This window comes from Agrobacterium sp. SUL3 (assembly GCF_001263295.1).
Lineage (GTDB): Bacteria > Pseudomonadota > Alphaproteobacteria > Rhizobiales > Rhizobiaceae > Agrobacterium > Agrobacterium tomkonis.
In genome coordinates this window covers 412,905-433,080 of record NZ_KQ414505.1, presented here as the reverse complement: position 1 = coordinate 433,080, position 20,176 = coordinate 412,905, and the positions used below count along the sequence as shown (strand labels likewise).

The window sequence follows — 20,176 nt, the reverse complement described above, 5'->3', positions numbered from 1 at the left end:
ATCCCGCTGTCCGCGACTTAGCGAAACGCTTGTCCGTGACTTGCCGAAATGACCGTCCCGTTTAACCGAAATCCGCAGCCACCGCGTTGCAGTCGGGCCAAACGGTAGGGTCCGCATCATGCAACACAACGCACTCTTCCATGATGTTCTGGAAGTATCGATTTCCCTGGTAAATCTCGTTGCTGAATCGCTCGAAGCTCAGGATCGTGAGCCGCACAGGCGTTCTGAGGTGTTCTCGATTCACCGAAGCGAACAACAGGCTCCTTTCGCATTCAAGCCAAAACTCCCCGACATCCGCCAGCCTTTCGCTGCTGACCAGGACCAGGAGGTCATAGTCAGCGAAGTACCTGCCGCCGGGGTCATCGACCCATGCACCCGATGCATATGGCCCATGCAGCAACAGCTTCAAAATCTGACCATCTCGGACATCGCACCGCCCGCCGACGTGACATTGTTCCTCATCGTGTCGCTGCTGATATCAGCGGCGGTGGTTCCGATCACCTTGCTGCCCATTCATCCGCCGGCCCAGGTGGAACAGGAACGGGTCGCGTTGAGGGACCTCGTCCTCGTATCACCTCTCGCTGCGGCTGGCGCTTTCCTGGCCGGCCTGGCTATCGGTGGTTTCTGGGGCATGGGCGGGAACTTCGCACAGAGCATCGGCCTCGATGTGGGCGGTATCTCCGCCTTCATGGCTGCGGTTCTTGGTGGAACGCTCGCCTTCCATTGGCCACTCGGTTGGCTTTCGGATCGAGTGCCCCGGAATCTTGTCATCGCCGGTGCGGCGCTGGCGTCCGCAGCGTCTGCCATCGGCGTAGCGTTGGCGGTGGAAGCGCCTCTGCCGCTGCTCCTTGCGGCGGGTGCGCTGTTTGGCGGCTTTGGCATCCCGATTTATTCGTTGTGTCTCGCCGTCGCAAACGACGATCTTCCGGCCGGTCGGCTACTCGGCACCGCGCGCGGGCTTCTGTTGCTCAACGGGATCGGGACAGCCGCTGGCCCCTTAATAGGAGCAGCTGCAATGAATATCGTCGGCCCTGGCGGCCTGTTCCTTTATGCGGCGGCGTTGCTCGCGCTCCTGGCAGTGCTGGCCATCGCCCGCAGGCAGCCGAGGCGCGCCAACCAGGCCAAGGCGGCCCCCCGTTCTCCGAGCACGCCGATGATAACCGGATCTCTCGATACGATGATCTGCATCGAGAAGCGGGCGCAGGGCGTGCGGGATTAGCGCGGCACGGCGCCTGCACGAACCGCGGGGTCAGGCGATGATAGCTGTTACGCGAATTTCGATACGCATGGTTGGAAGCCCCAGCGCTTCGATTCCCAACTGCGTCCAGATTGGAGCGCGGTCGGGCATGTAGTGGCGATACAGCTTGGCCATTGTTTCGTTGATCACGGGAGGGAAACCNATAGATCTGCCAGTCGGGATTCAGCGTCGAACAATATTCGAAGCAGTCCCGTTTTCCTGATGGTTTCCATCACCGACGTGATAGGAATTGACGTGGACCACATGCGGCCAGCGTGCTCCGGCGGTCGCGAGCGTCCGTTCCACGTTCTTGAACGCCTGCTCGATCTCTTCCTCAATCGACTCCGGAATGACGAGATCGTCGTTCCATCCGCCCTGTCCGGAGATCTCCACGCGGTCACCAATGCGCATTGCCTGAGAATAATGAAGCGCGTCATGCAGGCGCGTCCCGTATCCGGGGGTGATGAAGAATGAAGGTGTTGTCATGAGTTTGCCTCTGATGAGCCAGGTCAATGCGGTTGCAAGTGACCGTATGCATGCAGAAAGAGATGCAGGGCGTTCGGCACTAGCGCGCCGGCTGCGGTGGAGGGCTTTATTCCACGTCTTCTACGGTGAGGTCCCGGCCGTTGAACTGCACGGTCTCCCCGGCTCGGGCACCCTCGATCGCTTCGAAGATCGGCGCCATCGTGGAAATGCCCATGAGCTCACGCCCCTGACAGGTAAACTTGCTCGTTGACACCGCGATCACAAAGTGGCGGCCGGACAGCTTGACGACAGCGCCTTCGCCGACGGCCAACTTGGGGCCGAAATCGATCGTCCTGAGCTTTTCGAGTTTATCCGCATAGTCATGGAGCGTGTCATCGAGCGCTTCAGCGAAGTCGCTCGCGACCTCGGCCTGAGCTAGTTCGTCGTTTTCGATCGGTTCGCTCCGGTCGAGCCGAGCGGTAGAGACATAGTCCAGGTAGTTCTCACGAGCACTGTGCAAGGCTGCGGTCTCCAGCGAGAGCATCGTTTGTCGGATGTGGTCCTTGTTCCAGTCCATAATCACCTCCTAATTTGCGATGTGTTTAAAGTTCAGCTTGCAGATGTGTAGCGCCCGGAGGTTAACCTCCCCCGGGCTAGGCGACACCGCTATTCGTCGCTGATGACGTCTTCGCCCTGGTATGGAACTCGGATCAGCCGAGGATCTCGAATGATACTCGTGACGAGCCAGACATATTCCTGCTCGGCAGTATCGAAGCCGAGGATGCTGAAGGATTGGCCGAAAGGGCATGGCGGGAAGTCTGGAAAGCCCTCGCGCAGAACGTAGCGCTCGGGATCGCTGTGAAACTCGCTCTTGTAGACTTTCCGTAGTCCGTGCTTGCTCGGCGCGTCCTGGTCACCTGCCGGTGCTGTTTCCCGATGCGCCACAAGGCGCTCGGACAAGTCGCGGGGGCAGATTTCGTGGAACACGTCGAAGGCGTCGATCAACAGGCCTTTATGCTCTGTCGCCGGATCGGTGATCGCGTAGATGTTGGAGGCATCTTCGCCGTCGTCCCCGCTCTCGAGGCGCAACGCCGCATCGACGCGAATGCTGCATGCATCGAGGGTTGACCCTAGTTCGAGATCGACGAGATTGCCGTCCTTGACGCGGTATTCGCGGTCATAGCCTTTGGCGATGAATGACTGGACTGCTTCTAGAACGTCGGTCACCTGGGAGGACATGGAAGTACCTTCATCTTGAACTGGATTGGACACGCTCGCGCACAAAGCGCGCTGCGACTCGGCAGCGGACGGAGAAGCTCGCGAAGTGCGTTACTCATAGCCACTTGGCCTTCTTGAAGCGCACGAACAGGAGAAGGCAGAACACCGCTATCACTCCGAGCACGACGAAGTAGCCATATGGCGTGTCCAGTTCCGGCATGTGCTTGAAGTTCATGCCGTATATTCCGGCGATCGCCGTCGGGACCGCCAAGATCGCCGCCCAGGCCGCGAGCTGGCGGGTGACCACACCGATCCTTTGCGCTTCCAGAAGGCTGCTGGCCTCAAAGACCGTGGACAGGACAAGCAGGAGGCCGTCGACCATGGACTGCACGCGGTGGACATGGTCCGCGACGTCGTGGAAATATGGTGTCATTTCGGCGCTGATGCAGGGAAAGTGGCCGCGAACGAGCTTTCGCACCAGCTCGGCCATAGCCCCGAGCGTGCGCTGGAACCGCGTGAGTTCGGACCTTAGTTCGAAGATTCGCGCCACCTCTTCTGGCCCGAGGAAATCGTGCAGCGACCGTCGCTCCATCGCCAGGACGTCGTCCTCGATCATTTCGAAGATGGGCAGATACTGGTCGACCACGCGATGCAAGATCGCGTGCAGCACATAGTCGACACCCTTGCCGAACTGCGTCGGCGATGCCTCGAGTTGCTCCCGAAGTTTGCCCAGCGCTCCGGCATTGCCGTGCCGCACGGTGATAAGGTGATTGTGACCGGTGAAGATCGCCATCTTGCCGTAGCTGATCCGGTCGCCGACCAGCTCGGCGGTCTGCGCGACGACGTACAACTCATCGTTGTAGACCTCGAGCTTGGGCGGGCACAGCGGGTGCATCGCGTTGTCGATCGCCAACGGATGAAGATTATATGTCCTTTGGATCGCGAGTAGTTCCTCGGGGGTGGGTTCGCTAAGCGCGATCCAGCAGAAGCCCGAGCGACTCTCGCCCAACTTGACGTGCTCATCGAGCGCGATTTCGCGAACTCGCTTGCCTTCGTTGTAATAATAGGCGGCGATGATGCTCATGCTGGCCTCGCGGGAATGTGGAGGCCACGCTGGACGGCCGGTCGAGCCAGCCCGCGTCCAAGCCATGCGCGGACGTTCGAAAAGCTGCTGAGGCCAAGGATGTCACCCGCAGCGTAGAATTCCACCAGCGCATTCACCCAGCCGAGCGTCGCGATGTCCGCGATCGAATAGTCGTCGACGATCCAGTCGCGGCCTTCCAGCCGGCGATCCAGAATCCCCAGCAGACGCGTGGATTCGTCGATAAAGCGCTGTTGCGGCCGCTTGTCCTCATAGTCCTTGCCGCCAAATCGCAGGAAGAAGCCGAGCTGACCGAACATCGGCCCGATGGCCGACATCTGAAAGAACACCCACGCTAGGGTCTCGTAACGCTGGCCTGGTTCGGTGGAGATGAACTGACCCGTCTTGTCGGCCAGATAGAGGAGGATCGCACCGGATTCCCATAAGGCGATGGGTCTACCGTCAGGGCCAGCCGGATCGATGATCGCCGGTATGCGTCCGTTCGGGTTCAGCGACACGAACGCCGGATCCTTCGACTCGTTGTTCGAGATGTCGATCAGGTGGGGCTCGTACGCCAGGCCAGTCTCCTCAAGCATGATCGAGACCTTGACGCCATTGGGCGTAGGGGCTGCGTAGAGTTGCAGGCGATCGGGATGAGATGCCGGCCAGCGCTGCGTGATCGGAAAGGACGAGAGGTCTGGCATAAATCTGCGATCCTGGTGTTGCGATGGCGACTGACTGGAACGAGCCGTCACTCTGAAGTAGGGTTCGATGACCGCGTCGCTGAACGACGCGGTCACGAAGATTGCGGACCGGACCGGCGCAGTGGCAACGGCAGTGAAGCCTATTCCGCCGCGGTCCCGGCCGCTGGCTGTACGTCGTCAACCTTTTGGCGCTTCGGAAGCACCCAGCCGGGACGGACGAAGTGGCAGGTGTAGCCGCCCGGGCGCTTCTCCAGATAATCCTGGTGATCGGGCTCGGCCTCCCAGAACTCGCCGACCGGCTGGACCTCGGTCACCACTTTGCCATCCCACAGCCCCGAGGCATCCACATCGGCGATCGTATCCTCGGCGACGCGCTTCTGCTCCTCGTCGACATAATAGATGCCCGACCGGTAGGAGAGCCCACGATCATTGCCCTGGCGGTTCAGCGTCGTCGGATCGTGGATCTGGAAGAAGAATTCCAGGATGTTCCGGTAGCTCGTCACTGTCGGGTCGAAGACAATCTCGATCCCCTCGGCATGCGTGCCGTGATTACGATACGTGGCGTTCGGAATATCGCCGCCCGTGTAACCCACACGGGTCGAGATGATGCCGGGCCGCTTGCGGATCAGATCCTGCATGCCCCAGAAACATCCTCCTGCGAGAACAGCGCGCTGATGCATGTTAAGCCTCCTCTACTTGATCGAGATATTCACCGTATCCCTCGGACTCCATCTCGTCGCGCGGGATGAAGCGAAGGGACGCAGAGTTGATGCAGTAGCGCAGACCGCCGCGGTCGGAAGGACCGTCCGGGAACACGTGGCCCAGATGGCTGTCGGCGTGTACCGACCTGACCTCCGTCCGGACCATGCCGTGTGCACTGTCCCGCACCTCGTTCACGTTTGCCGGAACGATCGGCTTGGTGAAGCTGGGCCAGCCAGTACCCGAATCGAACTTGTCCGTTGAAGCGAACAGCGGCTCTCCCGACACTATGTCGACGTAGATGCCAGGCTCCTTGTTGTCGTTGTGCTCACCCGTGAAGGGCCTTTCGGTCCCCGAATCCTGGGTAATCCGGCGTTGCTCGGGGGTCAGGCGGTCAACTGCTGCCTGTGACTTCTCAAACTTCATGATAGTCTCCAATACTTAATCTAGAGAGCTCGACACGCTGTCATTTATCTTTGCAGTCATTGCGCCGACTATCGCAGTGCGCCCCAGATTTATCCAATACGCTGCGCGTATAGTTTCCATAGCGCCGAAGCTCTTCACGTCGTGATTCAGTTCCACTCGTACCGGGCTGCCAGCTGCGCGATGTTCCGTATCTCGACCGTTGCCGTGGAGCCGGATACTGTCGCGATCACGACTTCGCGCTCCAAGACAAATCCGTCGATCGGCCGAGTCACGAGGCCTTGCACGGTCGGCGATCGTTCCGGAAGAATGCATATGGCGTGGCCGTCAGCGACGACCCGTTGCACCCAGTCCTCGCGATCTGATCGAAAGCGAGGTCGCATGAGCAAGTCCCGTCGCGCGAAGTGATCGAGGATCCGATCGCGAAACTCGCATTTCAGGCGATCGACGAATGGAAACTCGAGCAGGTCTTCGCCGCGCACGATCTCGTTGGCCGCCAAGGGATGGTTTGCAGAACAGCCGAGCACGAAGCGCTCCCGAAATAGAGGATGCACATCCAGCTTGCGTTCCGGTCTTGTTTCACGCGGCATGATGCACGCGTGGTATTTTCCTGAAAGCACCTCCGATGTGTCCTCGTTCGACTGGAGCGAGTGCAGCTTAATTTCGATGGATGGCATCTCCGCCAATGCGCTCTCGAAGAATGCCGTAAATTCCTTTGGTCCGACGGTGGGCGCGACGGCGACATCCAGCACGCGGTGCCCCCCCATCGCCCAGTGCTCCGAGTGATTGCGAACGCTCTTCATCGCGACCACCATGCGCCGGAATTCTGCCTCGACGTCATGGCCAAGGCCAGTCAGGCGGCTGTTCTTCCCGTCGCGATAGATCAGCGGCCCGCCAAGCTCATCTTCCAAGCGGCGGATCGCGCGGGTCAGACTTGGCTGTGACACACCGCTCAAGCGAGCGGCCGCTGTGAAATTCAGCGTCTCGGCCAAGTTGATGAAATAGCTGACTTGATTGAGTTCCATAGTCCTTTGGCCCACGCGCCTGACTGATACCTCTTCCGTGAGACCGCCTTTGGAAAGCAGGTCGCAGAAGTATGCTTGGCGCATATAATCATGATATAGGGGCTTGTCTATATGCGCCAGACATATAAATGATAGCCTGAGATGACGATTACCGGTTGGCGGTGCGCTCCGCTCAGCTCCGTCGAAGGTTCTGAGAGCGCAACCGCCAAGCCGCGTGCTGGAGGTTTGATGGACATGGCAGGAAGATCATTTACGTTTGTCAGTGGGGCTGGCTCTCCGCTGTCCGGGCACCTCGAACCGCCGGAAGGGACGCCGCGGGGCTGGGCGATCTTCGCCCACTGCTTCACGTGCGGGAAAGACAGTCGCGCCGCTGTTCACATCTCGCGCGCGCTGTCGCGTGCGGGCATCGGGGTCTTGAGGTTCGATTTCGCCGGGACCGGGATCGGCGGTGGGACGGGAGAACCTGTGAACTTCGCGTCGGACGTCGAGGACCTTCGGGCCGCCGCAAAGGCGATGGCGGCGGCGGGCATGTCACCGTCCCTCCTCGTCGGGCACAGCCTGGGTGGCACCGCTGCGATCGTAGCCGCCGCCGACATGCCTGATATTGCGGCGGTAGCGACGATTGGTGCGCCGGCCGACCTTCAGCATATCTTGCGCCTCTTCGGACCGAATGATCTGGACACCATCGCGAGCGAGGGCGAGGCCTCGGTGGAGATTGCCGGTAGGCCCTTCCTCATTCGCCGAGGGTTCCTTGAGGCGGTTGAGGGGATCGACGTCGAGAAGGCCATTGCCTCCCTGCGACGGCCGGTGCTGGTCATGCACTCTCCGCTGGATCAGGTGGTCGGCATCGACCACGCGTCGCGCATCTTCGTCGCGTCCAGGCACCCTAAAAGCTTCATCTCGCTCGACAACGCGGATCACCTTCTCACCGACGTCGCGGACGCGAACTACGCCGCGGCCATGGTGGCGGTTTGGGCGAGCCGCTTTCTCCCACCACTCAGCGCGGATCTTCCGCAGGTCGAGGTTGCGGAGGGCGTCGTCGCCACCGAAACTCTTGCAGGGACGTTCCAGCTCAAGGTCCGCAGCGGCGAGCACACTCTGTTCGCCGACGAGCCAGCATCGGTCGGTGGCCTCGGGACCGGACTATCTCCCTACGAACTCGTATCTGCCGGCCTCGCAGCCTGCACGGTGATGACGATGCGTCTCTATGCGAACCGCAAGGGCTTTCCGCTCGAACGGGCGAGCACGACCGTGCAGCACGAGAAGGTGCCGGACATGATGCCACCCGACCGGTTCACCCGCACCATTGTCCTCGATGGGCCGCTGAGTGATGATCAGCGCGCTCGGATCCTCGCGATCGCTGATCGATGTCCCGTCGATCTGAGTCTCATCCGGGGTTCGGACGTGCAGACCGAGCTCTTGAGCGCCAGTCAGGCTGCGGATCCCGCGAGGCTGGCTTGACCGTGGCGCACACGGAGGAGGGCGAACGGACTGTGAGCCAATCGCCTACCGGCAATAGGGCGGCCGCGACAGAGCGAGCAATTCTAGCAGGCGGCTGCTTCTGGGGCATGGAGGATTTGCTGCGCCGAGCCAGGGGAGTCATTTCGACGCGTGTCGGTTACACAGGCGGAGAAATGCCTGATCCGACCTACGCGAGACATTACGGCCATGCGGAAGCAGTGGAAGTGACCTTCGACCCTTCCGTTCTCGCCTATCGCTCGCTCTTGGAACTCTTCTTCCAGATCCATGACCCCACGACCTACGAGCAACAAGGCAGCGATGTCGGTCCGAGCTATCGATCGGCGATTTTCTACACCACCGAAGTGCAGAAGGAAGTCGCCCTCACAACCATCGCGGAAATCGAGGCATCAGGAAGCTGGCCTGGCCCGGTCGTGTCGGAGATCAACCCAGAAGAACCCTTTTGGGAGGCGGAGCCAGAGCACCAAGAATACCTGGTGCGCTATCCTGGGGGCTATAGCTGCCACTTCGTGCGCCCGACCTGGCGGTTGGACCGCTCAGACGAACGCCCAGCTGTATACTTGACAAAAAGAGTTGATGATGACCGAAACCGTGACTAATCAGGCCGCCTGGCAGAAAGCGCCGAGGCAGCCACTGAGGATCGGTGTCACCGCTCTGCCGCATCTGGCGGCGAACGAGATATTGATCCGCAACGCGGCCATCGCGATCAACCCACTCGACTGGATTCTGCAGGACGTCGCGCTTTTGCCATGGCTCGACTATCCCGCGATTCTCGGCAGCGACGTCTCCGGTGAGGTCGCGGCGGTCGGTGGCGCGGTCGAGCGGTTCAAGGTCGGCGATCGAGTCATCGGACAGGCGGTCGGGACAACCGTAAATCAACCTGCGCAGGGTGCGTTCCAGCACCACACGATCGTGCTGGACCACATGGCGGCGCCGATCCCCAACAACATGGCCTTCGCTGATGCGGCAGTCCTCCCGCTTGGCCTTGGCACCGCCGCAAGCGGGCTCTACGGAAGGACACAGTTGGCTCTCGCGCCACCGTTACACTCGCCGACCGCGCGTCCAGAGGTCGTTCTGGTCTGGGGTGGATCGTCGAGCGTTGGCTGCAACGCCATCCAGCTCGCGGTGGCGTCGGGCTACAGGTGCGTCGCCACCGCTTCGGCGCGCAACGCCGGCCTGTTGAAGGAGCTGGGTGCAAGCGAGGTTCTTGACCACTCGAGTCCAGCCATCGTGGAAGACGTGATTGAGGCAATGCGCGGGCGCAGTCTCGCTGGAACGCTTCACGCGACCGGTCACATGAAAGACTGTTTTGCCGTCATTGCGAGATGCGAGGGCTCGCGCCGCGTGGCAGCGACGCTGGCCCCGCCCGACGAGCGTCCATTTGGAGTCGAGGCGACGCACATCTCCGGGACGAGCCTCAAGGATGACGAGGTTGGTCCAATGATCTACCGCGAATTCCTGCCGCAGGCTCTCGCGGCGCGCACGTTCGTCCCCGCCCCTCCGGCGAAGGTCGTGGGCCAGGGCCTTGAAATGCTCCAGGCTGCCTTGGAAGCCCTGAAGGCGGGTGTATCCGCAGCGAAAATCGTCGTTACCCTGCCTTGAGTGACCAGCCAGGCGGTTTTTCGCGTTCGCAGTCTGAGGTGGCCCGCACTTTGCCGATTGGGAAGCTCTACCGGGAAAACGCGCTTGGGACGCGCGCTGCGCTCCTGCCGGAGCATGCGTTCCCGAAACCTGTTCCCGACTGCTTTTCCCCGAAACTACCTATCGGACATAGAGAAATGGGAATGCAGCGAGTGGTTTGAACGGCCGCTTCCGAAACCGCGTTCCGATCAACTGAGCGGCTAAAAGTGGGGCGATCACCGACATATTAGAATGAGACCGCCATGCCCGATCGGCCGGCTTGACGCGTAGCCAAAAGAATGCGGCTGATGGTAGGCTCGCTGGCATTATGAAGCCCCGCCATCTGAGCAGCGTTGAGCTGCCGCAATTGCGAGTCTCCTACGCGTCGTCGTTCTTCTCGCGGTCCACACCTCGCTCATGCAATTCGGCATCGACGGGGCAGTTCGTGCAGCCCTCGTAGCAGCACAAGCGGCAGATGCGGTATGACTGCTCGAGGTTTTCCAAGCGATTTCGGAGAACGCGTTCAGCGATGTCCGATAAGGTTTTCAGTTCGTCTGGATTAAGGATCGATAGCCCTTCGGCAATCACTTGATCGCGCGAGGCCAGGACCTCGTCGCTCGCGACCTTGCCAGTTGGAGTAAGATAGAGGGATCGCGCGCGCCCGTCTGTCGAATGCTCCCTACGCTCGATCAATCCCTCGCTTACCAATCTATCCACCAGGCGAACAGTTCCAGCATGTGAAAGGCCCACCCCGATCGCAAGCATACGGATCGAGAGCCCGGGCTTGTGCGCGAGCAACGCCAGCGCTGAGGCGGCGGGTCCAGCTTCCGGCGCCCGCGATGAACTAGCGCGAACGATGTCGTCGCTGATCATGAGTGCGAACGCCCCGAAAATGTTTCGATCTCGAGGTCCATCCATTGCCACATCTATATGTGCGCGGAGCATAGACAGCAAGCCATACCGTGGTCCTCTTCCGCCGCGCGGCTTGTGGAAAATGTCCTGTTTTAAAAGGGTTTCGGAGGATTTCGACTGATCGAGCGCGCCGAAAAAAACGGGTCCGGCTCGCTAAGGCCGCGGAACCGTTGATACCTGGCGGCTATAGGGCAAGCCTTTTCGCTCGGAATCGCCGTAGGTCGCGCCTGAGAATCACTCCGCGTCAGCGCTGTCATCCAGGCCGCGCAGGTGCAGATCAGCGAGACCTCGCTTGCCCCCGGCGTCGCACTTCCATCGTGTCACCGCGCGCGATCACGATTGTATCAATCCCATTGAGGAACAGTCCGTGCTCCACGACGTCGGGGATTGCGGCGATCGCTGCTACGATTTCGGTCGGCATGGTTATCTCGTCGAGGGCCGCGTCCATCCGTACAGGCTGGACGTTTGCCAACGGGCTATAGGCCCACCCGGAGCGCCAGCCCCATCAAGTCAAAATCCCGCAAGGTCGCGCGTTTGCTGGGTAAAGGCATCGCCGATGAGGATGGCTTCGTGAGGCAGCGAAGCGCGAGCCAGCCGCTCGACATATCTCGCTTATTAGTATATGCGTCGCGCATATACTGCAACGCCTGCCCGAAGCACGTAGACGACGTTCGTGACGTTCCCACGGGACCACTGTTGAGGAATTTTAGATGAGCATTTTCGACCGTTATGAATTTCTTGTCCCCGAGCACGGTCGGAGGGATCTTGGCCTGCTTAGATGGGCTCTCGTGATCGTATTTCTGTGGTTCGGCGCGATGAAGTTCACAGCGTACGAGGCCTATGGTATCGCCCCGTTTATCGAACACAGCCCGATCATGAATTGGCTGGGCATGTTCGGGATGCAGGGGCAAAGCTATTTCATCGGCGTTATCGAGTTATCGACCGGTCTCGTTCTGATCCTTGGTGCATTTCGTCCACTCTTCTCTGCGCTCGGCGCACTGATGTCAGCGGCGACATATCTGATCACGCTGACCTTTTTCATCACCACTCCAGGTGTCGCGGAGCAGACTGCCGGCGGCTTTCCTGCGATTTCGGCTGCACCAGGGCAGTTTCTACTGAAGGACGCAGTTCTGCTAGCGGCGTCCCTCGTGCTGCTGCGTGCTTCGGTCCGCCACAGAGGGGCGCTTGCGCCCTCGTGACTGTGGTCCTCTCGTGACGGCGGGCGTGCAAATCCTGCAGAACCTCCGCGGGGCATGGATGCTCCGTCGCGATATCGAGCCCGGAGGCGCTCAGCTGCATGGCGACGCGGTCTTCGCCCGTTTCGGCGAAGGCGCGCTCGCTTATCGAGAGAGCAGCATTCTCACACTGGCAGATGGCAGAGTATTCTCCGCGTGCCGACAGTATCGCTATCGCTTGAGCGAGGACAGTGTTGTCGTCGAGTTCGCAGACGGACCTCATATCGGGACGCAGTTCCTCAGCGTGAGTTTCTCGCGGACGGATACCGGGTTGGAAGCGAGTGGCGTCTATGCCTGCGGAGACGACACCTACCATGCAACCTACAGGATTCTGGGGCCGGCGGCCTTTGAAGTGGTCATCATGGTCCAAGGGCCTGCAAAGGCATACGAGCTAGTCAGCCGATATTCCCGGTCGGGATAAATGCTCATGTCAGGAGGGCAAGTCCTCTGTTGCCCTTATCATGGCCGTGAAAGGCAGCGCCGGAATAACTTACCACGCGCTGCAAATCCGAAGACGATTGTCGTCGTCATCAGAAGGTAGGCGACTATCCCACCAGGTGAAAGAGTCGGAACCGCTGCGAGGATCAACCCATCATTCCCGCCGGGTATGAGCGCTATTCCGATACCCATCAATGTGCCGCCGACGACAGATCGCAGAATGCCATTGGCTGTCGGCAGTTGGAGACGCAGATTTCCTTGGCGAAAGGAGGCGGTAAGGGCGCCTGCGATCGAAGAGATCACCGCAGTGAGCGCGACCTCGCCGGCCGGCGACATTCTGAGAGGAAGGGCGCGTTGAATCACGTCTGCGAAGGTCCAGGCCGGCGAGAGTGCATATAGAAGTCCGCCAGTGATACCGAGTCCAATCATCGAAGCGCCGAACGACCAACCCGGCTTTGTTCGCAGAACGCTCTTCGTGGAAACGAAAACGAGTGCCAGCACGAGCACAACTAGGAAGGCTAGGAGAGTAACGAGGCCTGTTGCGCTCGGTTTGGAGATTAAGCTTGGCCATGTTGAATCGTAGCCGAACCTGCCATGGTTGGCAGCCAAGATACCAATCGCCAATCCCAAGGGTAGAGCTAGAAGTCGCATCTCCCCATCCCCAAGCCGCGCCAGCGATCCGAGCAGGCATGTGTCATTAATGAGTGCGCCGAGGCCGAAGGCGATGGCGCCGATGAGCGGTAGGAAATTGATGCTAGTCGAGGGTGCGAGTGTTGCGCCCAGTGTTCCCGTCCAGACTATCGGGACCGCAACCAGGCCTGCCGCTGCCGACGCTGCGAGAAATCCGACGAACATTTTCGGCGGCTGTCTTCTGTGTAACTCATGAGCGGCCACCACTAAACAGGTTCCGCCTTGGTTCGCCGCATATCCGAACCCGAAGGCAAGTACGCATAGAAGAAGTTCGAGCGCAAACGATCCCATTATATCAAGCCTGCCTGATCATATCGTCAGCCTTCTGATGCGACGTTCCAGCGTGGCGAGCGCCCCGGCTTAGCTTTACCACGGGAAGGCGCGATCCTGCTGTAGCCGCACAGATGGCAAAGGCTGACCGAGCCATCTTTGTCGAAGCCGTTTGCCACAAGGAGCCGCTCCGACAGCATGCCTAGAATGTCGAGGTCATTGGGCGACAGGGGCGAAACACATTCGGAGATCACCTGCTCCCGTGCCTTGAGCAAGGCTTCCGTTATCTTCTTCCCCGAATTGGTGAGGTGAATGAAGCGCGCCCGCCTGTCGGTGATTTGTCTTCGTCGTTCCACCAACTGTCCGCGCTCGAGCCTATCGATCAATCGCACCGTCCCGGCATGAGAAAGCCCGATCGAGGTAGCCAAAACGCTGATCGGCAGTCCGGGCTCCATGCTGAGTAACACCATCACGGCGGTCCCCCGGCCGCTTGGTGAAAACGAGGCCGAGACACTGGCGATGCTGTCTGCAACCGCCAACGCGAGTGCACCTAAATGGTACTTGGCGACCTCAGGCTCCATACCGCAAGAATATATGCTTCGCGCATAGACTTCAAGCGTGTGAAAATGTATGACCGCCGCATGCATCTATGACAGATTCGGACATGGTCATGCTCATTGAGGGGCTCAGCTCGGATTCCACATCTGAGATCAACGGACGTGCTCGTTCCCCAGGCGCTAGCGGGGGTGGGCTCGATGAAAGTGGACGTGCATGGGTGCCGCTCACCGGGCGCAGGCGGTTCGCCGATGAGACCGCCGGTATGATCGGACGGGTCTCATGCCCGACCTGACTCTTGATCTCCGATACCTGAAGTACGCCGTTCAGGTCGCCGAGGCCGGCAGCTTCCGCCGAGCGGCGGAGCGCCTATCGATATCGCAATCCACCGTCAGCCGACGTGTGCAGCTGTTTGAGCGCCAGCTTGGCTTTTCTCTCTTCAAGCGTACGCGAGCGGGGGCAGGGCTGACTCCAGAAGGTGAGCGCTTCCTTCAACAAGCGGTGGTGGGAGCGCGCTACCTTCGTAACGCCGCAACGGAGATCCGCTCCGCACGAAAGCTCAAGACCGGGCTAGTGAGGTTTGGAATGCTCGAAGCGTTTCCGGCGTGCCCGATCATCGACATTCTCGCGGCATTCAGAAATCGACATCCGACGATCGAGGTAAAGCTTGAGGAAGGCACTTCAGAAGAAAACTCTTTGGGGGTGAAGCGCGGATTACTGGACGCAGCAATCAGCCTGAGTGCGAGCAAAAGTCCTCAGTTCCAAGTTCGACGTCTCTGCGAACCAGATCTGTTCGTAGCATTGTCCCCGCTTCACGAGTTGGCAGCACGGCCAGAGCTGTCGTGGGAGGACATTTGTGACGAAGTCTTCCTCGTTCGCTCGGATGGCGCTGGGCGTGAGCTCGCTGGCATACTCCGGCGCATGGTGGGCGCCGGAGACGGAGCGGTTCAACTCTCGATCCAACAAGTCAGCCGAGAAACCCTGCTGACGATGGTCGAACAGGGCTTCGGCTTGACCATCACCAGCGTGATCTACCGGCCGGATATCGCGTTGATCCCGCTCCCATCGGCGCAGGCGCCGACGGCCGCTATAATTTCTTCCAGTGACAACGAGAACCCGACTCTGCCGCTGCTGCTGAAGTGTTTCGACACCCCCTCTAGAGCGGGGACCACGGATTAATCGGCGCTCCCCGGCGTCAACGTTCGCCTGGCTTTGGCGAAGCCACGGTCTGTCGCGATGAACCGTTGTAACATCGGGACGATTAACCGAGCTGGGTCAACAGCGGACTGACCTTGCTCTCGGCCCAATAGGTGGGCGTAGTCAACAAGGTCCTGGTGGAGAGCTGCAGGTAGCTCGACCTGTACCTTAAGCGGCTTGTCGTCCGCGATGGGGCCTAGCTTAAGCTTCGACATCATCACCCTCCATATGGCTCCAGTACCAAGTCTCGCGTCACGATAACGCGCACGGGAAATCCGGGCCGAATAGTGATCGTGGGCGCGACGTTGAGCTGACGCCTCACAATCTGCTGCCCTGCGTCGTTGATGGTGTCCTGCCCACCGTTCCGGATCGCCTGAACGAGCCGATCGTCGTTGTCGACCGCGAGTTCGGCGCCGACGCTCAGCAGTGTCGACAATCCCGCAGCCTTGGCCAGATCCCACCAATGGTAATCGACGCCATCCTGAAGCCCGGCGAACCCTTCAGCGTCAGCACCAGGCTGGCGCTCGAGAACGATCGAGCGCCCGTTCGGGAAGACGAGCCGAGTCCAGACGAGCAGGACTCGGCTCTGGCCGAACTGCACGTTGTTGTCGTACTGCCCGACCACACGAGTGCCTTGCGGCACAAGCAAGATACGGCCGGTTGGGCTGTCGTAGATGTTTTCGGTGACCTGCGCGGTGATCTGGCCGGGTAGATCGGATCGGATGCCGGTGATCAGCGCCGCGGATATCACTGCTCCCGCCTGAAGGACGTTCGGCGATACTGGCGCAGCGACGCGATCGGGCGCAACCGTCCTGCGATCGGCCGCGGCGTTCAGAAACGCGTTCTGCCGGTCCTGCGCCGAGGGCGTGGCGGGCGGCGGAGCGAGGCCAATGCTCGCCAAATCCGGCGCCGGCGCGAGCGCTGGGGCAGCTCCCGCAGCAGCGGGTGTGCCCCGGCTTTCCGATCCGGAGAAGAGACGGCTGGTGCGCGCGGTCTCGATTTCCTGAAGGCGGCGCTGCTCTTCCGGGCTGATGCCGGGATTGGGCGTGGCCGTCCCGGGTGTGGGCACCGGCTGTCCGCGATCCTGGGTACTAAGGATCGGCCGGCCGAGGTCACCGGGAAGAGGGGGACCGAGCTGTGGCACGCCACTGTAATCTCGCGGCAGGCCGGCCAGTCCGTCAGCGGTCGAGCGGTTCTCGGTCGAATAGAGTTCGTCGTTCGGCCGACCGGCGTCGCGGGTCTGAAGCGCGTAGATCAGCGCACCTCCGAGCCCGACGCTGGCGACAAGACCGAGGCCGGCGAGAACCTTCCGCGACAACCGGGTGACGCGGGGCGGTTCGGCCCGCAGTCGCATCGGCGCAGGCCCGACCGGCTCGCCGGTCAGGGGCTGCGCATCGTCGTCCGGCACTTCCTCAATCCGGGGCGGGTTCTCGCTCACGAGGTCGGCCTCCCGTCTGTGCGGACGATCCTGACGCGCTTCTGCTCGCGGCCGGAGCCGAAGCGAAGTTCGGCAGCCGCGAACAGACGATCAACGATCATGTGGTGGCCGCGAACGCGATAGTTCACGAGCTCAGAGGTGTTGCCCTCGGGGCCGACGACGAAGAGTGGCGGCATCTCGCCCTGACCGATGCCGCGCGGAAACTCGATGAAGACCTGGCGACCGTCGTCGAAGGCGCGCAGAGGCCGCCACGGCGCACGGTCGCCCTCGATCGCATAGCGGAAGTTGACGTTCGCGAGATCGACGCCGCTCGCCACCGGCTGGGCCGCCTGCGCCTCGGCGTTCTGCCGACGCAGCGCGATGAGCTGGTCCTGCGGATACTGCCACGAGACCGACGCCATATAGGTGCGCTCTGTCGAGCGCAGTTCCATGTGATAGGTGCGCATATTGGTGTTGATGACGAGGTTGGTCATCAGGTCGGCGCGGGTGGGCTTCACGAGGATGTGGATCTGGCGCGTTGCGCCTGATCCGCTCTCGGTGTCGCCGATGATCCAGCGCACTGTGTCGCCGGCGGCCACCGGGCCTGCGCCGACAAGCTGCTCCCCGGGTTGGAGCGCGATGTCGGTGATCTGCCCGACAGCGGTATAGACTTGATAAAGCGCCCCTTGAGTCCACGGGTAGACCTGCATCGAGTTAATGAAGCCGTCGCGCACCGGCTGGACTCGTGCCGCCTCGTTTGCCTGGTTGACGCGAGCGGTCGGATTAGAAGGCTCCGGGGCACGCCGCGTCTCCTCCACACGCTGCAATTGGCCAGGCAGCGGTAGCGGTCGGGGCAGTTCGACCACGGTGACCGGCGCAGGTGGGTCGACCGTCTGCACGGCGGGAGCCGCATTGTCGTAGGAGATTTCCGGCGGCGGATTGGTGGTCGCGCAGCCGGCGAGCGCAGTCGTCGCCAACAGGACAAAGGGGACTGCGGCTCGACGGAGAGCCGGGAGTACGTGCGTGTGTGAAGCCGGATTTCCGGCTTTACGGAAAGACGGCTTCATTGCCCAAGCTCCCGTGACCAGTTGATGGCGTTGACGTAGATGCCGAGCGGGTTCGCCCTGAGCCGGTCGGCATTGCGGGGGACCTGCACCACGATCGTCAGGATCGCGGTCCAGCGCGTGGTGTCGGCGAGCTGGCCGTTCTCGTAGCGACGCTCGACCCAGGCGACACGGAAGCTGTCCGGCGAGGCACGGATGACGCTGGAGACGTCGACGGCGACCTGCTGGCGGCCGACCCGCGTGAACGGGTCGTTGGACCGGGCATAATCATTGAGCGCCATGGCTCCGCGATCGGTCGTGAAGTCGTAGGCCCGCAACCAGTTCTGGCGCACGATGATCGCATCGGCGGGAATGCTCCGGACCTGCTCGATGAAACGCGCCAGGTGGAAGGCGATCTGTGGATCGGTGGGACGATAGTCCGCCTCGGCGGGCGCAACGGCCTGAGCCTGTCCAAGGCGATCGACCTGAACTACCCACGGTACGATCGTTCCCCGGGCAGACTGCACGACGAGCGCGGTAGCGAACCCGGCCGAGAGGATCAGCGAGCCAAACGCCATCAGGCGCCAGTTTTTGGCCTGCACGCGCGAGGCGCCGATGCGCTCATCCCAGACCTGGGCGGCGCGCTGATAGGGCGTCTCCGGCTCGAGAGCCTTGCCGTAATGGGTGGAGGGTCGTTTGAACATCAGCGGTCCCCTTCGGAGAGATTGACGGAGGAGCCGCCGCCATGGGCGTCGCCGGAACGGACGGCGTGGGCTGTGGCCTGAGCGGCATGGGTCATGTGTTGTGAGCGGCGCATCCGCTGCGCCCAGGCGGGCGGGCCTCCGGCGCTCGCGGAACCTGCGGAAGCGGCGCCGTCACCGGCGGCATCTCCCCCGATCGAGCCCATCGTGGATGTTCCGCCCGTCGCCTCGAAGGCGGCTTTGCCGCCAGCATTGAAGCTGGACTTCATGCTTTCGGCGGCGCGCGATGCCGCCCTGCGGAGCGGCGAGACGGCGGCGCTGCCGCCAGCGCGGGCAACGCCGCCAAGCCCGGAAGCGACGCCGGCCGCACCAGACTGTCCGGCGGCGCCAAGGCTGTATGCGGTGGATGCGCCGCCTGCGACCGCAGCACCGCCGCGGGCGGCAGCGGCCGCACCGCCAGCCAAGGCCGCTCCCCCGGATGCAGCGGCGCCGACGGCGCCAGCACCGAGGGCCACCATGCCGCCTGCGGCCAAGCCGGTGCCGACCGCAGCGCCGGCGCTGAGCTGCGGGCCACCGGAAACGATGCCGCTGGCGATACCGGGACCGAAGATGCCGAGGCCGAGCAGCGACAGCGCGGCGAGCACGATCGCCATGGCTTCATCGATCGAGGGATTCTGGCCACCGAAGCCGGACGTAAACTCGGAGAAGAGCGTCGAGCCGATGCCGATGATGACGGCCAGCACCAGCACCTTGATGCCGGAGGAGATGACGTTGCCGAGCACGCGTTCGGCCATGAAGGCCGACTTGCCGAACAGGCCGAACGGGATCAGCACGAAGCCGGCGAGCGTCGTCAGCTTGAACTCGATGAGCGTGACGAAGAGCTGGATGGCGAGGATGAAAAAAGCGAGCAGCACCAGCGCCCAGGCCAGGAACATGCAGGCGATCTGGATGAAGTTCTCGAAGAACGACCAGTAGCCCATGAGGCTGGAGATGGAATCGAGCAGCGGCCGTCCGGCGTCGAGCCCGGTCTGAGCGACCTTGCCAGGGCGCAAGAGGTCGGCCGTGGTGAACCCGGTGCCGCTAGCCTTCAGGCCGAGGCCGGCGAAGCTCTCGAAAATGATCCGGGCGAGGTTGTTCCAATTACCGATGATGTAGGCGAACACGCCGACGAACAGCGTCTTCTTCACCAGGCGGGCCATGATGTCGTCGTCGGCGCCCCAGCTCCAGAACAGCGCCGCCAGCGTCACGTCGATGACGATCAGGGTGGTGGCGATGAAGGCGACTTCGCCGCTGAGTAGCCCGAATCCGCTGTCGATGTAGCGGGTGAAGACCTCAAGAAAATGGTCAATGACGCCGGTGCCGCCCATGATCTTATCTCGCCTCGTCGAACTGCGGCGGCGCGATCGGTGCGGCGGGCTCGAAGGCCGGCTGATCGGTGCGGTCCGATTGGGGTATGAGAGTGTTTCGCGGCGCTGGCGGGATGTCCGGCAAGCGCTCGGTAGGTCGCGCGCCGGGCGCGAGGAAGCGGTTGCGGTTTTCGGCCCAGGCCCGCAGGCACGCCGGATCGCGCGGCCCCGCTTCGCCGAGCACCTGGCAGCGGATCAGTTCGTCGCGCAACGGATCGCCCTGCGCTTGGGTGGTCCGGCCGGACGGCCACGCCTCCCGCACTTCCTCTTTCCGGTTCATCTCGATCGCGGTCGCAGTGATCGCGACGGCCACGAACACCACAGCGCCGAGCCGTGCGAGCATCTTGCCGTCCATGGCCGC

26 protein-coding genes are annotated in these 20,176 nt (G+C 61.8%); 7 read left to right on the top strand and 19 right to left on the bottom strand.

Annotated elements, in window-relative coordinates; genetic code table 11:
• Nucleotides 1-61: 61 nt before the first annotated feature.
• The gene (locus AKG12_RS30295; RefSeq protein ID WP_156316067.1) at nt 62-409 is read right to left on the bottom strand and encodes a hypothetical protein; all 348 of its coding nucleotides are present in this window, start codon (nt 407-409) and stop codon (nt 62-64) included.
• On the opposite strand from AKG12_RS30295, the gene AKG12_RS16525 reads away from it, so the two are divergent.
• A complete protein-coding gene (locus tag AKG12_RS16525) occupies nt 392-1,219 on the top strand; it encodes an MFS transporter (RefSeq protein ID WP_245327301.1) in 828 nt (275 codons plus the stop codon). The genes AKG12_RS30295 and AKG12_RS16525 overlap by 18 nt on opposite strands.
• 30 nt (nt 1,220-1,249) lie before the next feature.
• On the opposite strand, the gene AKG12_RS31405 is transcribed toward AKG12_RS16525, so the two are convergent.
• From AKG12_RS31405 to AKG12_RS16485, 9 genes are all read right to left on the bottom strand, one after another.
• Nucleotides 1,250-1,387, bottom strand: coding sequence for a RidA family protein (locus AKG12_RS31405; RefSeq protein ID WP_181726046.1), 138 nt, complete (start codon nt 1,385-1,387; stop codon nt 1,250-1,252).
• Nucleotides 1,388-1,420: 33 nt separating this feature from the next.
• Nucleotides 1,421-1,723 (bottom strand): Rid family hydrolase, encoded by a 303-nt coding sequence (locus AKG12_RS31400; protein ID WP_285277752.1) that lies wholly within the window; start codon nt 1,721-1,723, stop codon nt 1,421-1,423.
• Between the two features lie 106 nt (nt 1,724-1,829).
• Nucleotides 1,830-2,279 carry a hypothetical protein gene (locus tag AKG12_RS16515; RefSeq protein WP_052819674.1) on the bottom strand — a complete coding sequence of 150 codons (450 nt, stop codon included), beginning with the start codon at nt 2,277-2,279 and terminating at the stop codon, nt 1,830-1,832.
• 89 nt (nt 2,280-2,368) lie between these two features.
• Nucleotides 2,369-2,941 (bottom strand): hypothetical protein, encoded by a 573-nt coding sequence (locus AKG12_RS16510; RefSeq protein WP_052819673.1) that lies wholly within the window; start codon nt 2,939-2,941, stop codon nt 2,369-2,371.
• A 94-nt stretch (nt 2,942-3,035) separates the two neighbouring features.
• Complete coding sequence (locus AKG12_RS16505; RefSeq protein ID WP_052819672.1) at nt 3,036-4,004, bottom strand: magnesium and cobalt transport protein CorA; 969 nt, start codon at nt 4,002-4,004, stop codon at nt 3,036-3,038.
• On the bottom strand, nt 4,001-4,705 hold the full coding sequence (locus tag AKG12_RS16500) for a glutathione S-transferase N-terminal domain-containing protein (protein ID WP_003464969.1): 705 nt from the start codon (nt 4,703-4,705) through the stop codon (nt 4,001-4,003). The genes AKG12_RS16505 and AKG12_RS16500 overlap by 4 nt, the downstream gene beginning before the upstream one ends.
• A gap of 140 nt (nt 4,706-4,845) precedes the next feature.
• Nucleotides 4,846-5,385, bottom strand: a complete 540-nt coding sequence (gene msrA, locus AKG12_RS16495; RefSeq protein ID WP_003464967.1) for a peptide-methionine (S)-S-oxide reductase MsrA — start codon at nt 5,383-5,385, stop codon at nt 4,846-4,848.
• 1 nt (nt 5,386) lies between these two features.
• A complete protein-coding gene (msrB, locus tag AKG12_RS16490; protein WP_004099035.1) occupies nt 5,387-5,830 on the bottom strand; it encodes a peptide-methionine (R)-S-oxide reductase MsrB in 444 nt (147 codons plus the stop codon).
• Between the two features lie 146 nt (nt 5,831-5,976).
• A complete protein-coding gene (locus AKG12_RS16485; protein ID WP_011191349.1) occupies nt 5,977-6,852 on the bottom strand; it encodes a LysR family transcriptional regulator in 876 nt (291 codons plus the stop codon).
• 228 nt (nt 6,853-7,080) lie between these two features.
• Here AKG12_RS16485 and AKG12_RS16480 point away from each other — a divergent pair, with 228 nt between their 5' ends.
• Genes AKG12_RS16480 through AKG12_RS16470 form a run of 3 tightly spaced genes read left to right on the top strand, consistent with a single transcriptional unit; the run spans nt 7,081 to nt 9,933 of the window.
• Nucleotides 7,081-8,313 (top strand): bifunctional alpha/beta hydrolase/OsmC family protein, encoded by a 1,233-nt coding sequence (locus tag AKG12_RS16480; RefSeq protein ID WP_052819671.1) that lies wholly within the window; start codon nt 7,081-7,083, stop codon nt 8,311-8,313.
• 32 nt (nt 8,314-8,345) lie between these two features.
• Nucleotides 8,346-8,930, top strand: a complete 585-nt coding sequence (gene msrA, locus AKG12_RS16475; protein ID WP_082178899.1) for a peptide-methionine (S)-S-oxide reductase MsrA — start codon at nt 8,346-8,348, stop codon at nt 8,928-8,930.
• Nucleotides 8,908-9,933, top strand: coding sequence for a zinc-binding alcohol dehydrogenase family protein (locus AKG12_RS16470; RefSeq protein ID WP_052819670.1), 1,026 nt, complete (start codon nt 8,908-8,910; stop codon nt 9,931-9,933). Before msrA (AKG12_RS16475) ends, AKG12_RS16470 begins: the two co-directional genes overlap by 23 nt.
• A 396-nt stretch (nt 9,934-10,329) precedes the next feature.
• Here the strand turns inward: AKG12_RS16470 and AKG12_RS16465 are convergent, their stop codons facing one another.
• On the bottom strand, nt 10,330-10,824 hold the full coding sequence (locus AKG12_RS16465) for a MarR family winged helix-turn-helix transcriptional regulator (protein ID WP_004099028.1): 495 nt from the start codon (nt 10,822-10,824) through the stop codon (nt 10,330-10,332).
• 749 nt (nt 10,825-11,573) lie between these two features.
• Between AKG12_RS16465 and AKG12_RS16460 the strand changes: the two genes are divergently transcribed.
• Nucleotides 11,574-12,062, top strand: coding sequence for a YkgB family protein (locus tag AKG12_RS16460; protein ID WP_052819669.1), 489 nt, complete (start codon nt 11,574-11,576; stop codon nt 12,060-12,062).
• A complete protein-coding gene (locus AKG12_RS31010) occupies nt 12,022-12,519 on the top strand; it encodes a DUF6314 family protein (RefSeq protein ID WP_348634295.1) in 498 nt (165 codons plus the stop codon). Before AKG12_RS16460 ends, AKG12_RS31010 begins: the two co-directional genes overlap by 41 nt.
• A gap of 38 nt (nt 12,520-12,557) precedes the next feature.
• Here AKG12_RS31010 and AKG12_RS16450 read toward each other — a convergent pair whose 3' ends face one another.
• Complete coding sequence (locus AKG12_RS16450; protein ID WP_052819667.1) at nt 12,558-13,517, bottom strand: YeeE/YedE thiosulfate transporter family protein; 960 nt, start codon at nt 13,515-13,517, stop codon at nt 12,558-12,560.
• Between the two features lie 26 nt (nt 13,518-13,543).
• A complete protein-coding gene (locus tag AKG12_RS16445) occupies nt 13,544-14,035 on the bottom strand; it encodes a MarR family winged helix-turn-helix transcriptional regulator (protein WP_285277751.1) in 492 nt (163 codons plus the stop codon).
• Between the two features lie 298 nt (nt 14,036-14,333).
• Between AKG12_RS16445 and AKG12_RS16435 the strand changes: the two genes are divergently transcribed.
• Nucleotides 14,334-15,230 carry a LysR family transcriptional regulator gene (locus AKG12_RS16435; protein WP_052819665.1) on the top strand — a complete coding sequence of 299 codons (897 nt, stop codon included), beginning with the start codon at nt 14,334-14,336 and terminating at the stop codon, nt 15,228-15,230.
• Here the strand turns inward: AKG12_RS16435 and AKG12_RS16430 are convergent.
• The 6 genes from AKG12_RS16430 to trbK-alt are packed head-to-tail and all read right to left on the bottom strand — an operon-like array spanning nt 15,227 to nt 20,170.
• Nucleotides 15,227-15,463, bottom strand: a complete 237-nt coding sequence (locus AKG12_RS16430; RefSeq protein ID WP_026227538.1) for a DUF2274 domain-containing protein — start codon at nt 15,461-15,463, stop codon at nt 15,227-15,229. The genes AKG12_RS16435 and AKG12_RS16430 overlap by 4 nt on opposite strands.
• Nucleotides 15,464-15,465: 2 nt before the next feature.
• The gene (locus tag AKG12_RS16425) at nt 15,466-16,686 is read right to left on the bottom strand and encodes a TraB/TrbI/VirB10 family type IV secretion system protein (protein ID WP_052819664.1); all 1,221 of its coding nucleotides are present in this window, start codon (nt 16,684-16,686) and stop codon (nt 15,466-15,468) included.
• The gene (trbG, locus tag AKG12_RS16420) at nt 16,683-17,732 is read right to left on the bottom strand and encodes a P-type conjugative transfer protein TrbG (RefSeq protein WP_052819663.1); all 1,050 of its coding nucleotides are present in this window, start codon (nt 17,730-17,732) and stop codon (nt 16,683-16,685) included. Before trbG ends, AKG12_RS16425 begins: the two co-directional genes overlap by 4 nt.
• On the bottom strand, nt 17,729-18,412 hold the full coding sequence (gene trbF, locus AKG12_RS16415) for a conjugal transfer protein TrbF (protein ID WP_052819662.1): 684 nt from the start codon (nt 18,410-18,412) through the stop codon (nt 17,729-17,731). The genes trbG and trbF overlap by 4 nt, the downstream gene beginning before the upstream one ends.
• The gene (trbL, locus tag AKG12_RS16410) at nt 18,412-19,776 is read right to left on the bottom strand and encodes a P-type conjugative transfer protein TrbL (RefSeq protein WP_052819661.1); all 1,365 of its coding nucleotides are present in this window, start codon (nt 19,774-19,776) and stop codon (nt 18,412-18,414) included. Before trbL ends, trbF begins: the two co-directional genes overlap by 1 nt.
• Before the next feature lie 4 nt (nt 19,777-19,780).
• Entirely contained in the window at nt 19,781-20,170 is a 390-nt protein-coding gene (gene trbK-alt, locus AKG12_RS16405; RefSeq protein WP_052819660.1) for a putative entry exclusion protein TrbK-alt, read from the bottom strand.
• Nucleotides 20,171-20,176: the final 6 nt, after the last annotated feature.

Coding starts and splice junctions, on each gene's coding strand:
- trbG (WP_052819663.1), bottom strand. CDS start 17,732: ATGAAGCCGTCTTTCCGTAAAGCCGGAAATCCGGCTTCACACACGCAC.
- AKG12_RS16515 (WP_052819674.1), bottom strand. CDS start 2,279: ATGGACTGGAACAAGGACCACATCCGACAAACGATGCTCTCGCTGGAG.
- AKG12_RS16505 (WP_052819672.1), bottom strand. CDS start 4,004: ATGAGCATCATCGCCGCCTATTATTACAACGAAGGCAAGCGAGTTCGC.
- AKG12_RS16430 (WP_026227538.1), bottom strand. CDS start 15,463: ATGTCGAAGCTTAAGCTAGGCCCCATCGCGGACGACAAGCCGCTTAAG.
- trbL (WP_052819661.1), bottom strand. CDS start 19,776: ATGGGCGGCACCGGCGTCATTGACCATTTTCTTGAGGTCTTCACCCGC.
- AKG12_RS16450 (WP_052819667.1), bottom strand. CDS start 13,517: ATGGGATCGTTTGCGCTCGAACTTCTTCTATGCGTACTTGCCTTCGGG.
- AKG12_RS16500 (WP_003464969.1), bottom strand. CDS start 4,705: ATGCCAGACCTCTCGTCCTTTCCGATCACGCAGCGCTGGCCGGCATCT.
- msrB (WP_004099035.1), bottom strand. CDS start 5,830: ATGAAGTTTGAGAAGTCACAGGCAGCAGTTGACCGCCTGACCCCCGAG.
- msrA (WP_003464967.1), bottom strand. CDS start 5,385: ATGCATCAGCGCGCTGTTCTCGCAGGAGGATGTTTCTGGGGCATGCAG.
- AKG12_RS16465 (WP_004099028.1), bottom strand. CDS start 10,824: ATGATCAGCGACGACATCGTTCGCGCTAGTTCATCGCGGGCGCCGGAA.
- trbK-alt (WP_052819660.1), bottom strand. CDS start 20,170: ATGGACGGCAAGATGCTCGCACGGCTCGGCGCTGTGGTGTTCGTGGCC.
- AKG12_RS16460 (WP_052819669.1), top strand. CDS start 11,574: ATGAGCATTTTCGACCGTTATGAATTTCTTGTCCCCGAGCACGGTCGG.
- AKG12_RS16525 (WP_245327301.1), top strand. CDS start 392: ATGCAGCAACAGCTTCAAAATCTGACCATCTCGGACATCGCACCGCCC.
- AKG12_RS16510 (WP_052819673.1), bottom strand. CDS start 2,941: ATGTCCTCCCAGGTGACCGACGTTCTAGAAGCAGTCCAGTCATTCATC.
- AKG12_RS16485 (WP_011191349.1), bottom strand. CDS start 6,852: ATGGAACTCAATCAAGTCAGCTATTTCATCAACTTGGCCGAGACGCTG.
- trbF (WP_052819662.1), bottom strand. CDS start 18,412: ATGTTCAAACGACCCTCCACCCATTACGGCAAGGCTCTCGAGCCGGAG.
- AKG12_RS16470 (WP_052819670.1), top strand. CDS start 8,908: ATGATGACCGAAACCGTGACTAATCAGGCCGCCTGGCAGAAAGCGCCG.
- AKG12_RS16435 (WP_052819665.1), top strand. CDS start 14,334: ATGCCCGACCTGACTCTTGATCTCCGATACCTGAAGTACGCCGTTCAG.
- AKG12_RS31400 (WP_285277752.1), bottom strand. CDS start 1,723: ATGACAACACCTTCATTCTTCATCACCCCCGGATACGGGACGCGCCTG.
- AKG12_RS16480 (WP_052819671.1), top strand. CDS start 7,081: ATGGACATGGCAGGAAGATCATTTACGTTTGTCAGTGGGGCTGGCTCT.